The following is a 14,497-nucleotide window of genomic DNA, read 5'->3' as shown; positions in this document are numbered from 1 at the left end:
TCTTAGGTTTGGCCGCGCCTTCTTCGCGAGCCGCGCCTGTGTCCTGATCGACCCGCGTATCAATTTTGTTGCCAGCTGGCAACTCAAGAGGCGGGGTAAGACGGTAAGGATCTATTAACCCTTTAAATGTTGCAAGAATCAAAGAATCAGGTTGTCATAGTTACGCACCACACGCGCGATTTGCTATTTCGGCGTAGATATGTTGCCAAAGCGGAGAAACGATCGACCATGGAAGCTACCAAGCCAAAAATGACCTCGGTCATTGCGGGGGACGGCAGCGCATTGTCGCAAGAGCTTAATGAGTTACGCAAAACGTTGTTTCCGCCAGAGTCGAAAAAGGCACTCAGAAGCTTTTCGTCGGGCGAAGCTGCGAAACTGATAGGTGTCGCAGACGGCTATCTGCGCCAACTATCTTTGGGCGGCAAGGGGCCGCAGCCAGATATCGGCCCGGGCGGACGGCGCTCTTATACTCTCGAGCAAATCAACGAATTGCGAAAGCTCTTGGAAGAGGGCGGGAAGGGAAAACGATATCTCCCCCGGAGGGCCAATGGTGAGGGGTGCCAAGTACTTTCGGTCGTTAATTTCAAAGGCGGCTCGGGGAAGACCACAACTGCGGCGCATCTTGCGCAATTCCTTGCATTGAAGGGTTACCGAGTGCTCGCGGTCGATCTCGATCCGCAGGCGTCGCTCACCGCCTTGCACGGCTATCAGCCTGAATTCGACATCGGACCCAATGAGACCTTATACGGCGCAATCCGCTACGATCGAGAAAGAAGACCTCTCGCCCAGGTGGTGCGGTCGACGTATTTTTCAGGGCTCGATCTTGTCCCTGCGAATCTCGAACTCATGGAGTTTGAGCACGATACGCCCAAAGCGCTCGTTGAAGGTGAAAGTGAAACGTTTTTTGGCCGGATCGCGACCGCTTTGGGGGAGGTCGAAGATCGCTATGACGTGATGGTTTTAGACTGTCCTCCTCAGTTGGGATTTTTGACGTTGGGGGCATTGTGTGCCGCCTCATCGATCCTCATCACGGTTCATCCCCAAATGTTGGACGTGATGTCGATGTGCCAGTTTCTATTGATGGCGTCCGACTTGCTATCAGTCGTCCAGGAGGCCGGTGCTGACCTAGACTACGACTTTATCCGCTATGTCGTGACGCGCTTCGAGCCGTCCGATGGTCCGCAAACACAAATGGTGGGATTTATGCGTTCGCTGTTTCGCGAGCGAGTCCTCACCAACACAATGCTGAAATCCACCGCGATTTCGGATGCCGGCCTTTCTAAACAGACGCTTTACGAAGTCGGACGCGAGAACTTTACACGGGCTACGTACGACCGGGCCCTGGAATCGCTGGATGCGGTCAATACGGAAATCGAAAATTTGATGCAACGAGCGTGGAGGCGTGAGCCGTGAGCCGCAAAGACACTCTTCGCACTCTGTTGATGACCAAGGAACGGCGGTTGCCAGATGGCAACTCCGCGAGCTCCCCTGAACCGAGCGTCACAAGCATCGATGACTCCCCGAAGCAATTGGTTCGGTCAGGTGCCGTCGGCGCGATGGGCCGCTCCCTAGGGAAGCTAGCCCATGCTGCCGAGGAAGCCCGAGCGCTTATAGCTGCCGGCGACACGGTAGTAGAGATAGATCCCGCACTTATTGAGTCATCTTTCATAACAGACAGGCTGGGAATGCCGTCTGATGAGCATGCAGCTTTGGTCGCATCGATTCGCGAACACGGCCAGCAAGTTCCGATCTTGGTCCGACCCCACTCCGAGAAGGCAGGCCGATATCAAGTAGCCTACGGCCATCGGCGCGTGCGAGCGGCGGCCGAAATCGGCAAGCCAGTGCGCGCTGTTGTGCGAGAACTCTCTGACTCTGAACTTGTCGTTGCGCAGGGACAGGAGAACTCGGCGCGCCTGGAACTTAGTTATATTGAACGCGCGATGTTCGCTGTGACAATCGAAGATCGTGGGTTCGAGCGTGAAGTCATAATGGCTGCTCTCAGCGTGGAAAAAACGCAACTTTCCCGGCTGATTTCGATAGGCCGCGCGATCCCTTCCGAAGTTGTCCGTTTGATTGGTCCCGCCCCGAGGACCGGGCGCCCTCGCTGGGCATTGTTGGCTGAGAAGCTTGCCTTACAAGACATAAGGCCGCTCCTAATAAAACTCGCCGACGATCAAGCTTTTATGGCGGCTGATAGTGACGCGCGATTCGTATCCTTATTGGCGGCGCTCGATGCAAAACCTCGAGTCATCGCAGAGAAAAAAATCTGGAGCGATCAGGAAGGGCGGCGAATCGCGACGTACCACCGTTCACCCGGCCGCACGACCTTCGTTGTCGATGAAAAAGCCGCCCCCGACTTCGGAGAGTTCCTGCTCAACGAACTGCCGAATATCTACCGCGAATATCAGGAGAGACATGGGGCCGAGTGAAAACAGGATCCCTGTCTTACCCGATGCGTGACCGGTTTCTCGTAAGCGTCTACCCGGTCGAGGGTAATTAGTTCTCTTATCAACCAAGCGAGGTGTTTTCGCAAAAGAAAAAGGCCCCCGAAACGTTCCCGCCCGGAAGCCTCTCTGTAAGTGTAGCAGCTAAAGAGAATCACTTCCGCAAATTTCTGTCAAGGGTCGGCGCCGTTTCGGCGAGCGGATTTCTTTTGCCTGAACGAGGCAAAGGATCATGCGCACATATCCAACGACGCCCTTCGGGCGGCGATCGCTGTCGCTTGCCATGGTGCAGGCGCAGACGGTCACGCGCGATTTCCGAGCGAAGGCCGAGGCATCCGAGACCGTCGTCCATAAATGGCGGCTGTTTCGCGCCCTCACCGAAGCCAAAGCAGCGCTCGGCGTCACCGACCGCGCGCTATCGGTGCTGCATGCGCTCTTGAGTTTCCATCAGGAGACGGCGCTGACTCTCCCTGAGAGCAACTCAAAGGCCGAAGGGAAGGGCGACGATGGGCCGCCCCCCGGCCTTGTGGTGTTCCCCTCCAACAAAGAACTGTCGATCCGCGCCCATGGGATGGCGCCGGCGACTTTGCGCCGACATCTGGCGTCGTTGGTCGAGGCTGGCCTGATCATCCGGCGCGACTCGCCCAACGGCAAACGCTTCGCGCGGCGTGGCGAGGGCGGCGAAATCGACGAGGCCTATGGCTTCGATCTGACGCCGCTTGTCGCGCGCGCGCAAGAGATTGAAAATCTCGCCGAAGAGGTGCGCGCCGAGAACCGCGCCATCGCGTTGCTGCGCGAGAAGATCACGATCGTCCGGCGCGACATTGTCAAAATGATCGAAACGGGGATGGAGGAGGGGGTCGCCGTCCCCGGGATCGATTGGGACGGCGTCCAAATCCGGGATTGGGCTGGGCTCCACAAACGTTATGTGACGCTGTCTAGCCGTTACGCGCGCAATCTCTCGCGCGCCAATCTTGTCATTTTGGCGGGGGATCTTTCTGCGTTTGCGGCGGAAATCCAGAAGGCGCTGGAAATTCACGTGAATGGCCAACAAAAGAGCGCCAATGAGTCTCAAACTGAGCGCCACATACAGAATCAAATCACAAACATTTCTGACCTTGAACCTAGCCTCCAAGAAGGCAGGGCTGAACCGTTGGGGACAAGACCCGGGGAAAGGGACACCGGCCCGACCGGCGTTCCCGAAACCTCGAGCTCAAATCCAAAAGCCGCTTCTTCGACCACGGCGCCGAAAACCTATCCGCTGGGGATGGTGCTGCAAGCCTGTCCGGATATCTTGGATTACGCCAAGGGCGGCGAGATTTCATGTTGGCGCGACTTGGTTTCGACCGCGGCGACCGTCCGCTCGGCGCTCGGCGTCTCGCCAGACGCCTGGTCGCAGGCGCTGAAGGCGTTGGGCGAACATGACGCCTCGATTGTCGTTGCGGCGATCCTGCAGCGCGGCGATGAAATCAAATCGGCCGGCGGCTATTTGCGCGTTCTGACCGCCAAGGCGCGGGCAGGGGAGTTTTCGCTCGGGCCAGTGCTGATGGCGCTGCTGCGCGGCAAGGCGCGCGAGCGGAGAAGGGCGGGGTGATGGTGGATGATTTGCGCCAAGGAGCGCCGCTCGGCAAGGACGTCGCCGCGGCTGACGGCCAAGATAGGCCGGCCGACCCGGCTAAGTTGCGGCTGTCCCGGCGGCCGGTAGGGGCCTGTCCAAGGCCGGTTAGAAGGCTTTCGGCGGATCCGAGCGGGTCGAGCATCCCGTGCGCGGCTGTGCCGGCCGCCATCGGGAAACATTCGACGAGCTGATTGGTCCGCGTCGTTCACAACCCCGCGGCTTTGGTGAGATTGACCCTGAAGCGATCGCGCTTACGTTGGTAGCGCCGGGTCATCTCCGGCGAAGCGTGGCCGAGGTGTTTTTGCACATGCGCTTCCTCGATCCTCGCCGAGGAGGCGAGGCCGGCGCGCAAGGAATGGCCGGAGAAGGCCAGGCGGCGCTCGCCTTCTGGGAGGTCGCCGCGCAGGCCGGCGGCAAGCGCGGTTTTTTGCACGAGGCGCGCGACATGTTTGTCGGTCAGGCGCTCCGGCGCGACGCCGCCATTCTTGCGCGCGACGGGGCGAAACACCGGCCCGTGACTGATCCGCCCGAGCCGTAGCCAGGTCTCCAGCATGGCGACCGGGCAGGCGAGGGGCGAGGAGCCGCGGCCGATCTCGACCTCGCGCCAGCCGGTCTTGCCATTGATCGTGAGCAGCAGGCCGCCTTCGCCGGAGGCTTCTGGAGCGCCCGCCTCGCCGCCGTTCGCGGGGCGGAAAATTTCGATCCAGCCGGTCCCGTCCTCGCTTTGGCCGGCGCCGCAATCGAGTCCGACGATTTCCGAACGGCGCAGGCCGCCGGCGAAGCCAATGGCGAGAATGGCCTTGTCGCGTAGGCCGCGCAGATCGTTGGGGAGCGTCGCCAGCATGGCGAGCAGCTCCTCGGCGAAGATCGCTTCTTTCTGGACCGGCGGGCGGCCGTGGGTCCGGCGAATGCCGGCGAGCACCGTTGCAATATGGCGATCCGAGGCGTCGAGGGGGAGCCCAAGCTGGCGATAGCGCCAGCAGACGCCCGAGAGCCGGCGCTCGAGCGAGGAGACGCTCAACGGATTGCGGCCTGGGGCCGCTTCCATGCAGGCGGCGAGATAGAGCCCGACGGTTTGCGGGTCCGGGGGCAGGGGATCGAGCCCCTGGCGGCGCAGCCAGGAGGCGAAGTGTCGCCAGTCGGCGTCATAGGCGCGCTGGGTGTTTTCCGAGCGCGCGGCGCGGGCGTAGTCGCGGGCTTTTTCCGAGAGCGCGGCGAGATGGGGCGAGGGGGCCTGCTCGGTGAGCGGCGCGCCGCTGGGGTCGTCGGCGTCTGGAGTGTCGTCGTTCTTGGCCATCTCGTCCTCGTTTTAGCGCCCTTTTGGGGCGCTGGGCGTGGTTTCGGGCGGAAAAATCCGACGCCTCGGCGGGCTTTGGAAGGTCGAAAAGCGGGCTTACCGCCCAGAAATCCGCGCCTCTCGATTTGTGTCCGATAAGCGCACATTATCGGACACAACACAAGAAAGACAAGCGCGGCGGACACGCGCGAAAAATCCGTGACAAAGCGCCGCCGTCGGTTAGGATTTTACCCATGACGCTTGTCGATTCGGACCCGACGCCCGACGTGACCTCAGCCACGCCATCCGGCCCCAAGCGGGCGCGCCGCGCCGCCGCCCCAGCGGCCGTGAAGGATCCGCAAATTCAACCGCTTCCGCGCTGGGCGCGCCCTCAGAAAACGGAGCGGGACGCGGCGGCCTTTGTCGCCGGCGCCGGCCTCGCCTTCTTTGACCAGATCCTGCGCGGCGCCGATGAGGGCGAGCCGGTCTATGCCGGCTGCCTGCGCCAGCGCCTCGCGCTGCGCGCCGCCGAATCTTGCGCGACGCTCTGCCGGCTGCGCGAAGACGCGGGGGCCTTACGCGACGCCGAACATCTTGCCGGGGGCGGTGAGACCAGCCCGGCGGGGCGCATCCACAGGCTGTTCCGGCGCCTTGCGGGACGCCCCGCGCGCTTTGAGGCGGCGTCGCTCGCGGCCGCTCTTTCGCTTCTCGGCCTGTCCGCGTCGCTCGATGTCGGCTCGGGCGCCAAAGCCTTGCAAAGTTGCGTGGCCGATGCGCCGGATCCGCTCGCCGTGGCGGCCCGCGCCAGCGCGGTCGCGATGAAACTTTGCGCCGCAGGGTCAGCGCTCGACGCTGAAATCTTCGCGCTGTGGATCGCTGACCTGGCGCTTGCGATGCGGCTCGACTGGTCGCGGCCGGTTCCCTTACTCGCCGTCGCGATTCTGCATCCATCGCTGCGCCGTGGACCAAATGGCAAGCGGCCGCGCCCGTCGGACGAAGATTGGCTCGACGCGGTCGCTGTCGCCTATGGCCTCGCGGTGGCGGAGGCGCATGCCCTCGCCGCCGATCTGGCGCGGCGCGCCGAAAAGCTCACGACGGTGGCGCCGTCCTTGCGGGCGCGCGGCGCGGGTCGGGTCGTCGACATGGTGCTTGCCGACGACGGCGTCACGCCCGCCGCCGCCGCGGCCCGCGTCGGCATGTCGGATCGCGCCGCGCGGCGTCTCTTCGATCGCCTCGTCGCGCTCGGCGCGGTGCGCGAACTCTCCGGTCGAGAGACCTTCAGGATCTACGGCCTATGAGTCGCCCGAAACCCGCCCGTTTCGACCGCGCCCTTTCCGACCTGCCAGAGGGGATGCGCTGGCGGGAGTGGATGGGGCGCGTCGAGGCGGCGATCTTCGCCTCGCCTCAACCCGTCCCGCGCGAGACGCTCGCCCACCTCGTCGGCGATGCCTGCCGGCTCGACGCGCTTCTCGCCGACATCAACACTGAGCTGCGCTCGCGCCCGTACGAGATCGTTTTCGTCGCTGGGGGTTGGCAGTTCCGCACGCGCCCGCGCCACGCCGAGGCGCTACGGTCGCTCAACGAGACGAAAGACGCTGGCCCGCCCGCTTTCACCAAACTGGAAATGCTGGCGCTCTCGGCCATCGCCTATCAGCAGCCGGTCACCCGCGCCGAACTCTCGCGCCTCGCCGGCCACGACATCAGCCGCGACGTCCTCGGACGGTTGAAGAATTGCGGCGTCATCGCCCCCGGCCCGCGCGCCCCGGAGCCCGGCGCGCCGATCGCCTGGGTGACGACGCAACGCTTCCTCGAAATGTTCGCGCTCGGCAGCCTGCGGGATCTCCCCGATCTCGATGCGCTCGGGGCCGCTGGCGCAACGGCGCTCGATGATGAAATCGAAGCGGCGCTTGATGGCGCACTCGGGCTGATCGAGGCAGACGGCGCGGAGGACGAGGCGTGCGAGAATACGGAGGTCGAAGCTTGAACAGTCTGGCCATCGGATGCAGACAGACCCACAGGAGCGCGACATGTCGATGACGTTTCGGCGCAGCCGACAGATTGCGCGCGTGACGTTTCTCGCCGCTTTGCTATCCGGCGTCCTGCCCGCGACAGCCCAGAATCCGCGCGCGCGTTATGGCCCGATCCCAGATAATGTGTGGCGCTATATGCAGGGCCGGTCATGGCGCGCGGAGCTGCCCTGCGCACAGCGCGAGGAACTCGTCCTGATGCAGGTTCCTTACCGGGATTTCAACGGTGTGACGCAAAGCGGCGAACTCGTCATCGCGCGGAAAACTGCTGCGCACGTCGCCGCGATTTTCGACGAAATTTACAACAGCGGAAAGTTCCGCATCTATCAGATGCGCCTCGTCGACGACTTCGAGGGAAACGACGACAAATCCATCGCGGCGAACAATACGAGTGGCTTCAACTGCCGCACAACCGATCACGGCGCCCTTTCAAAACATGCGCTCGGTCTCGCAATCGACATCAACCCGGTGCAGAACCCCTATCGGGAAGGAGCCCTGACCGCGCCCGAGGCTGGGAAGGCCTATGACGAGCCGCAGGAGCGTCATATCGGGGTAACGGGGATCATCCTGGAGGGCGACGTGGTCACCCGGGCGTTCGCGCGGCGCGGGTGGTCCTGGGGCGGAAGATGGAGGCATACGGTCGACTACCAACATTTTTCGTATGGCGGCCATTGACGGCGCCCGCGAGGCTGATTTCAGATCGGGCGTAGGGGAGGGACTGCACAGGAAGCAAATTGCCCCAATCCATGCTGCTGGCCATTTGCGTCTGCATGATGGGCGGACAACCGGTTTCCCTTCACAAAGACGGATGAGCTGCCCTACAATACCAATCAATCGCGCACGTCCAGATCCTCAGGATCGAGCGCATGCCTCAATGCATTATCCAATATTCATCCGGATCGCCCCTTTTGTGCACTTTGATCAAACGGGGAAAAGGAGCGTTCGTCTCGATGACGAGCTGATCAGCCGGTATAAAACCGCATTCTTTGCTTTTTATGCCCCGTCGAAAAATCCCTTCCACTGCTTGGAAGTCGGACTCATCCGACAACTCGAGCGCTCGCAACATGGGGTCAGCGCAGAATCTTCCCGAGATCCTGGGGCTCCACTGGACGTCGGTTCCGGACCCGAAGCGGGACCATTTGACGAGGCCTGCGCCATCTTTTGCCGGTTCGGCTCGGAGGTCTGATCATCCGCCGGAGGCTCCATCCAATTCCCCGCGCGGCGTCGACACCCAACGGCATAGAAGCGATCAGAATTACAGGATCTGCCGATCCTTAATCGGCTCTTGGATTTTGCCTCGCAGGAAACCGGTCGGTCTAAGCTGTCGGTGAAGCGAGCTGCGCTCGCGCGCGAGATCGAGCGCGGACGCCATGACCGCTTGGCGCTGGCGGCTCGGGCTGTAAAGGCCATTTCCACGCGCTTGGCGCCCGACACCGCGCCGGACGATATTCCGGACTTCTGGACCGTTTTGCCGGTCTTGCGAACATGGGGCAATCTGCGAGTGAACGCTAACCTGCTCCCGTGATCACGCCGCAGTGAGCCGAAACGCCGGTCGTGATTGCTACTCAAGGACAGGAAATCCGAATTATGAACGCACTCGCAAAACTTACTCTGCCGTTGCTTACCGAAGAATCGGTAGATGATCCGGCGGCGCGTACGGCAATGGAATCAACGCGCAAGTCCCTCGGTTTCGTTCCCAACCTCTATGCCAACATGGCCAATTCGCCGGGCGTCCTCGATACCTACCTGACAGGGTACAAACATTTCCGGACAAGCAGCGGCTTCACCCCGGTGGAGCAAGAAGTAGTGTTTCTCACCATCAGCCGCCAGAACGGTTGTGCCTACTGCATGGCCGCGCACAGTCTGGTTGGAGAAAGGATGTCGGGTCTCAGCGCGCCCGTTCTTGAAGCGCTGCGCGACGGGAAGCCCCTCGAAGACGCACGCCTTCAAGCGCTTTCCTCTTTCACCTGCGCTCTGCTTTCCCGGCGCGGCCGCCCGTTGAAAGATGAGTTGCAAACGTTCCTCGTGGCTGGATTCAGCGAGCGGCACGTGCTGGAAATCCTGTTGGCGATATCGGTGAAGACCATTAGCAACTACACCAACCACCTTTTTGACACCGAGGTGGACGAGGCGTTCGGGCCATACAACTGGCAGCCTATGATTGCGGCTTGAAACGCCCCAGCCCGGCCCGGCGGGCCGAAGCGCCGAGGGCCGATCACGCAACGGCGGAAACCGCGCATTGCGTGATCGATCATAGAAGTGTGCTGGTTCGAAACGGACAATTCGCGCGAAATTGCCAGACCGCTCCGGGGGCGGTGGCCATCATCTGGCCGCCGCCCACAAGAAAGCCCGGTTTAAAAAAGAACAAGCGATCAGGCGCGCGCGGCGGCGATCTTTGCGGCGCGCACGGACTTCAATTTCCTCGGATGTGGCTGGCCCGTCTCGGCATAGTGCTTCAAGTCTTCCAGCATGGAGCGCAACATGCCGGACATTTGCATCCGCATCATCGGCGCCATCATGAAGCCGACGACGCCCTTGGTCGTGATGCTGGCTGTCGTCGTCACGCGGCACCGGGTGGCGCCAAGCCCACTTATTTGCCAATGATTGACGCCGCGCAGGACGAAGAACGGAAAGCCCTTCGTCACTTCATAGCTAAGGACATGTCGTCCAGGATCGAACTCGACGAGCCGTTCTTGGATATTGCCCATGCCCTTCACGTCGCAGGTTCTGGCTTCGCAAACCTGCCCGCTCAGCGGAGCGCCGTGGCCTGTACTGTGAGTGAGAAGGCTAGCCCATTCGTAAGCTTGCCCGAACCGGTCGCCGACGATGCCCCAAATGGCGTCAGCTGGCTTCTCGATGACCGTTTCAGTGATAATTTGCATCTCGTCCTCTCCATCGGAGACTGTTTCGATGGTGGGAAACTACCCCTGCGGCGCGCGTGCTCCCATCGCAGGAAATCCGCAAGACCAGTCAGATTTTCCGGGAGTTCGCCGTGGACGCCTTGACCGCACTCGCTAATGGATTGAACCTTCGAGCCAAACTCACCTATGCGGGCGGGGCATGCGGCGAATGGGTCATGGATCACAATTCCGACCGCTCGATCTGGTTCCATCTCGTTACGAAAGGCGAAGGATTTGTTCACTCATCTGCCTTTGCCGAGCCAGTCCGCGTCGAAGAAGGCGATCTGATGCTTTTTCTGCCGCAAGCGGCGGAGCACTTCATTTCCTACAGTCCGACGCACCTGCCGCGCGACGGCTCGACGACTAGAATTGCCGGGATAGCTGACGGAGATGCCGGCTTTGTTTGCGGCGAGATTCGACTGCAAGTGCCGCAGTCGCTGCTCTGGCAAACTCTGCCGGCCGAAATCATTTTTCGCCGACACATAGTTGCGGAGGATCTCCACCGATTGATCGCGATGGTCATCAGCGAGGCAGTTGCTGAGCGTTTCGGCAATGAAGCGGTGATCGAGAGACTGTGTGACGGCTTTTTCATCCTCGTTTTGCGGCACCTGATCGAAACTGGAGCAATCAGCAGGGGCATTTTCGCGGCCATGTCTGACAGGCGACTTGCGACAGTGCTGCGTTTGATCCATGCGGAACCTTGGACTGACTGGTCGATAGCCGAGCTATGCGCACGGGCAGGCATTTCGAAATCGGTTCTCGCGGAGCGTTTTTCTGGCGAAATCGGGATGTCGCCGATTGAATATCTCACCTATTGGCGCATGCAGATCGCCGCCCGCAGGCTTGCCGAGACCGGGATCACGGTTGATCGCTTGGCGGAACATTGCGGCTATGAATCGGCAGCATCCTTCAGCCGCGCATTCAAACGGACTTTTGGCATATCTCCCGCGGTCTTTCGCAAGAATCAGGCGGGAGGAGCTGCGTGATATTTGATTTCGTGATACCTCCGCTTTAAGAAGTGAACTTGCCAAGAGCTATAAATGATCCACCTTTTCCGCCTTTTTCGACGATGCGGGCGGCGACGGTTTTTCTCTTTCCCATTGCATCGATGGAGACGATGGCGGAGCGGCGAGAAGGTCGGGCGGGAGGAACAGGTTGCGGAGCGCGGAGAAGAAATCGACGAAACGCTGCAACCCTCTCCACGATCGGAACCCCTGCATCGCGCGCTCCCGTTTTCGTAACGGGACATGGGAATTCTCAGCGCGGTTGTTTAAACCCTTGTGCGATCGATGCTCGACCGCCGGCATGATCTTCCGTCGCGCTGCGGCATAGGAGTCGAGCTTGTCGGTGACCATGCGCCGAGGGCAGCAGCCCTGCTTATGGAGAAGGCGCTTTAGCAATCGCTGGGCGGCCTTGGCGTTGCGGCGAAGCTGAACGATTTCGACGAGAACGTATCCGTCCTGATTGACGCGCGCCATAGATCGCCTCGGCGCTGCTGCAGCTTTTGGCAAAAAAGGCGACATGAGCTGGCGGCTCGCCCCCTTTATGACAGCCGCATCGAAATTTCCGGTCGTAAAGTGATGTCGAGCCGGCCGCTTCGGTTGAAAGATTAATTTTACTTCGAGTCGCTTCCGCATGCAGCGTTGAGAGCAACGGCGCGAATCGAGGAAGCTATGCGCGCCGAGAGCTGCGGATCCGCCTCCGCGCGATGAGTTCGACGGGCGTTTGCCGCTTGGTGTTCAGGGCGGGGCAAGAGATTGGCGAGCTGATCGTGAATGGACAAGAACCGCTGGCTTGTCGCGTCGATTTGAACCGCTTCATGATCCGCTCCCGTCGCCGCGTGGGTTGATGCGAATTTTCGGCGCGGTTGTTCAAGCCTTTGTGCTGGCGATGCTCGACCTTCAGCGCGATGTCCTTGCGCGCCGCGCCATAAGAAAGCAGTTTGTCTGTGATTATGACGCGCGGCGCTGTGGCCGTCTTTCGCAGGAGTTTGCGCATGAGGCGGCGAGCGGCTTTGCGGTCACGCCGGCTTTGAACAAGAACTCAAGAACGAATCCATCCTAGTCGACCGCGCGCTAGAGCCAGTGTTTCTTGCCAGCGATCGAGACGACAACCTCGTCCAAATGCCACTTGTCGCCTCGCCGCGGGGCGCGACGGCGAATGTCAGCAGCGAACTGACGCCCGAACTTTTCAGCCCATTGACGTATGGTTTCGAGAGTCACCTCAATTCCGCGCATGGCGAGCATCTCCTCGACCATTCGCAGACTGAGGGGAAAGCGGAAATAGAGCCAAACGGCGTAGGCGATAGCCTCTGGCGGGAAACGATGGCGGCGATAAAGGGTGGGATTGTTCGGCATGACAGCCCTTCTACCGCGCCGATCCTCCAGACCGCGTTAACTTGACGGTGCCGTGTAGGCTGTTGACGGCGTGGGAGCATTGACACGGACGCACGCTGCGGAGATGCGCCGTTCGCACCAGAACCTCTTCGCTAGGTTCCCTTCCCGCTCGTTGCGCCGTTTGCGAAACTCAAAAATATGCGACAAAACCTGACCCGACATCCTCACGCGCGATTAAGTTCAGTGAAGGTCCCGAAGATGATGCGGCGGCCATCGACGGGGAGCGGGAGAGTACCGGACATACCCAGCTCCGGATGCCCGCGCATGGCGCCCATGGTTTTCTCGTGGGTTTCCTTGTCCGGCCACGTGATCCAGCCGAAGACCACGGTTTCGCCAGGTTCCAGTTTCACCGCCATGGGCAGCGAGGTAAGTTGGCCGTCCGGCACGAAATCGCCCCAGCCGTTGACAGCTTCGAGCGCGCCGCCCGCCTTGAAGAAGGCGCAGGCCCTGTCCACCCAAGCCTTAAAATCGGCCTTCTTCGCCGTGGGAACCGGCACAACCCAACCGCTGATATACATGAGAACTCTCCCTGTTTCACGCGGGCTGTCTTGATCTCACGCAGAGTCTTGCCTGCCCGAGCAAACATTGATATCAATATATATAGATCGAGTCAAACCACGATGACCGAACCGAACGGCCCACTCTCCTTGGCGGATGTGCTGCATGTGCGCGATACCTGCCTGTGCTTCGCCGCGCAGCGTGCAGCACGCCGGCTTGCGCGGCGGTTCGATGCGATGTTCCGCCCGCTGGGTATCACCAACAACCAGTTCTCGCTGATGATGCCGCTGAACGCGCCGAACCCGATGTCGCTCGGCCAACTTTCCGAATTTCTCGGCATGGACCAGACCACCATGAGCGCCGCGCTCAAGGGATTGGAGCGCGACGGGTTGATCGACGTCCGTCGCGATGATCGCGATAAGCGCATCCGCCGCCCTGCGCTCACCGCGAAGGGTCATGCCGTGCTCCATGCTGCACTGTCGATCTGGCGGGTGGGACACGCCAAAATCGATGCCGAGCTTGCCGGTCTGGGACCGGACATCCGCAAGGCGCTCGATATCCTCAACCACCCTCCGCAGCAGAAGGATATTTCCGATGACGAAACCGATTCCTGACGGATTCTTCGAGCCGATTGGCAAATCCGCATGAAACCGACACTATTGACTGACGCGTGACATATTGCAGAAATCTAAATTTATGAATTTGAGCCACGAGCGACGCGGCGAGGGTGGATGGTCTCGCCGCGACGAAGCATTGCTAAAAACTCGATGATCTTCGCTGCACGCTTTTCGGCAGTCTTCGCTTGGTGGACCCGATAGATGATGGCGTAGCGGTTTGCCGAGTCCAAAGCGTCCCACATCTCACGCGCGCATGGGTCCGCATCCAACGCTGCCTTCAAATCGGCTTGGGGGGTGGCGCTGCTCTGTGACGCGTACGCGGCTTCCCATCGCCCGTCCGCTTTTGCTGCGTTAACTTGTGCCAGCCCTTGTTGGGTCATCTGGCCGGACACGATTAGCCGCTCGGCACGGGCACAATTTATTTTGGACCAAGCGCTGTTTGGCTTGCGTGGGGTGAACCGCGTCTTGAAGTAAAACTTGTCCACGCTTCCCAACTGCCCACCAATCCAGCCATAAGCGAGGGCAAGGTCTATGGCGTCCGACTTGCTGATTGTCGGCTCTGGCGCGCCTTTCTTGGAGAATTTCAGCCAAGCACCCGGAGAGTCGTCTTGCTGAGACGCCAACCAACGCGTGAACGCCGGTGCGCTTGAGAAAGTCAGCAGGGGTAGTTCGTCGGCGGGCATTGCGCCGTAATAACACGTCGCCAATCCATCCAAAATGC

The 14,497-nt window shown here is 60.9% G+C and carries 13 protein-coding genes and 2 pseudogenes; 9 read left to right on the top strand and 6 right to left on the bottom strand.

The features are described 5' to 3' along the window. Nucleotides 1-228: 228 nt before the first annotated feature. The 3 genes from repA to repC all read left to right on the top strand — a co-directional run bounded on the left by repA (nucleotide 229) and on the right by repC (nucleotide 4,038). Nucleotides 229-1,413, top strand: coding sequence for a plasmid partitioning protein RepA (repA, locus tag QNA11_RS19895; RefSeq protein WP_281932561.1), 1,185 nt, complete (start codon nucleotides 229-231; stop codon nucleotides 1,411-1,413). Then, complete coding sequence (gene repB, locus QNA11_RS19890) at nucleotides 1,410-2,429, top strand: plasmid partitioning protein RepB (protein ID WP_281932559.1); 1,020 nt, start codon at nucleotides 1,410-1,412, stop codon at nucleotides 2,427-2,429. The genes repA and repB overlap by 4 nt, the downstream gene beginning before the upstream one ends. A gap of 247 nt (nucleotides 2,430-2,676) precedes the next feature. Then, nucleotides 2,677-4,038: a plasmid replication protein RepC gene (gene repC, locus QNA11_RS19885; protein WP_281932556.1), complete on the top strand. Its 1,362-nt coding sequence runs from the start codon at nucleotides 2,677-2,679 to the stop codon at nucleotides 4,036-4,038. 229 nt (nucleotides 4,039-4,267) lie between these two features. Here the strand turns inward: repC and QNA11_RS19880 are convergent, their stop codons facing one another. After that, nucleotides 4,268-5,359, bottom strand: coding sequence for a tyrosine-type recombinase/integrase (locus QNA11_RS19880; protein WP_283484503.1), 1,092 nt, complete (start codon nucleotides 5,357-5,359; stop codon nucleotides 4,268-4,270). 233 nt (nucleotides 5,360-5,592) lie between these two features. Here QNA11_RS19880 and QNA11_RS19875 point away from each other — a divergent pair, with 233 nt between their 5' ends. From QNA11_RS19875 to QNA11_RS19860, 4 genes are all read left to right on the top strand, one after another. After that, nucleotides 5,593-6,636, top strand: coding sequence for a DUF1403 family protein (locus QNA11_RS19875; RefSeq protein WP_283484502.1), 1,044 nt, complete (start codon nucleotides 5,593-5,595; stop codon nucleotides 6,634-6,636). Beyond that, nucleotides 6,633-7,322: an SMC-Scp complex subunit ScpB gene (gene scpB, locus QNA11_RS19870; RefSeq protein ID WP_283484501.1), complete on the top strand. Its 690-nt coding sequence runs from the start codon at nucleotides 6,633-6,635 to the stop codon at nucleotides 7,320-7,322. Before QNA11_RS19875 ends, scpB begins: the two co-directional genes overlap by 4 nt. A 43-nt stretch (nucleotides 7,323-7,365) precedes the next feature. After that, nucleotides 7,366-8,040 (top strand): M15 family metallopeptidase, encoded by a 675-nt coding sequence (locus QNA11_RS19865; RefSeq protein ID WP_283484500.1) that lies wholly within the window; start codon nucleotides 7,366-7,368, stop codon nucleotides 8,038-8,040. Between the two features lie 912 nt (nucleotides 8,041-8,952). Continuing rightward, the gene (locus QNA11_RS19860) at nucleotides 8,953-9,537 is read left to right on the top strand and encodes a carboxymuconolactone decarboxylase family protein (protein ID WP_283484499.1); all 585 of its coding nucleotides are present in this window, start codon (nucleotides 8,953-8,955) and stop codon (nucleotides 9,535-9,537) included. 200 nt (nucleotides 9,538-9,737) lie between these two features. Here QNA11_RS19860 and QNA11_RS19855 read toward each other — a convergent pair whose 3' ends face one another. Further along, on the bottom strand, nucleotides 9,738-10,247 hold the full coding sequence (locus QNA11_RS19855; protein WP_283484498.1) for an SRPBCC family protein: 510 nt from the start codon (nucleotides 10,245-10,247) through the stop codon (nucleotides 9,738-9,740). Between the two features lie 110 nt (nucleotides 10,248-10,357). Here QNA11_RS19855 and QNA11_RS19850 point away from each other — a divergent pair, with 110 nt between their 5' ends. Beyond that, a complete protein-coding gene (locus QNA11_RS19850) occupies nucleotides 10,358-11,251 on the top strand; it encodes a helix-turn-helix transcriptional regulator (RefSeq protein ID WP_283484497.1) in 894 nt (297 codons plus the stop codon). A 25-nt stretch (nucleotides 11,252-11,276) separates the two neighbouring features. Here QNA11_RS19850 and QNA11_RS19845 read toward each other — a convergent pair. From QNA11_RS19845 to QNA11_RS19835, 3 genes and pseudogenes are all read right to left on the bottom strand, one after another. Further along, nucleotides 11,277-11,734: pseudogene (locus QNA11_RS19845) on the bottom strand (DDE-type integrase/transposase/recombinase); the annotation flags it as partial. Nucleotides 11,735-11,880: 146 nt separating this feature from the next. Beyond that, nucleotides 11,881-12,622 (bottom strand): annotated as a pseudogene (locus tag QNA11_RS19840) (IS6 family transposase). Between the two features lie 203 nt (nucleotides 12,623-12,825). Continuing rightward, complete coding sequence (locus tag QNA11_RS19835; protein ID WP_283484496.1) at nucleotides 12,826-13,179, bottom strand: DUF1428 domain-containing protein; 354 nt, start codon at nucleotides 13,177-13,179, stop codon at nucleotides 12,826-12,828. 102 nt (nucleotides 13,180-13,281) lie between these two features. On the opposite strand from QNA11_RS19835, the gene QNA11_RS19830 reads away from it, so the two are divergent. Further along, the gene (locus tag QNA11_RS19830) at nucleotides 13,282-13,773 is read left to right on the top strand and encodes a MarR family winged helix-turn-helix transcriptional regulator (RefSeq protein WP_283484495.1); all 492 of its coding nucleotides are present in this window, start codon (nucleotides 13,282-13,284) and stop codon (nucleotides 13,771-13,773) included. Nucleotides 13,774-13,853: 80 nt separating this feature from the next. On the opposite strand, the gene QNA11_RS19825 is transcribed toward QNA11_RS19830, so the two are convergent. After that, on the bottom strand, nucleotides 13,854-14,497 hold a 644-nt coding region (locus tag QNA11_RS19825; RefSeq protein WP_349362231.1), incomplete at its 5' end, for a YdeI/OmpD-associated family protein.

The organism is Methylocystis sp. JR02 (assembly GCF_030063565.1).
Classification (GTDB): Bacteria; Pseudomonadota; Alphaproteobacteria; order Rhizobiales; family Beijerinckiaceae; genus Methylocystis; species Methylocystis iwaonis.
Note: the sequence above shows the minus strand (reverse complement) of the source record. Positions and strands in the feature narration are given on the sequence as shown.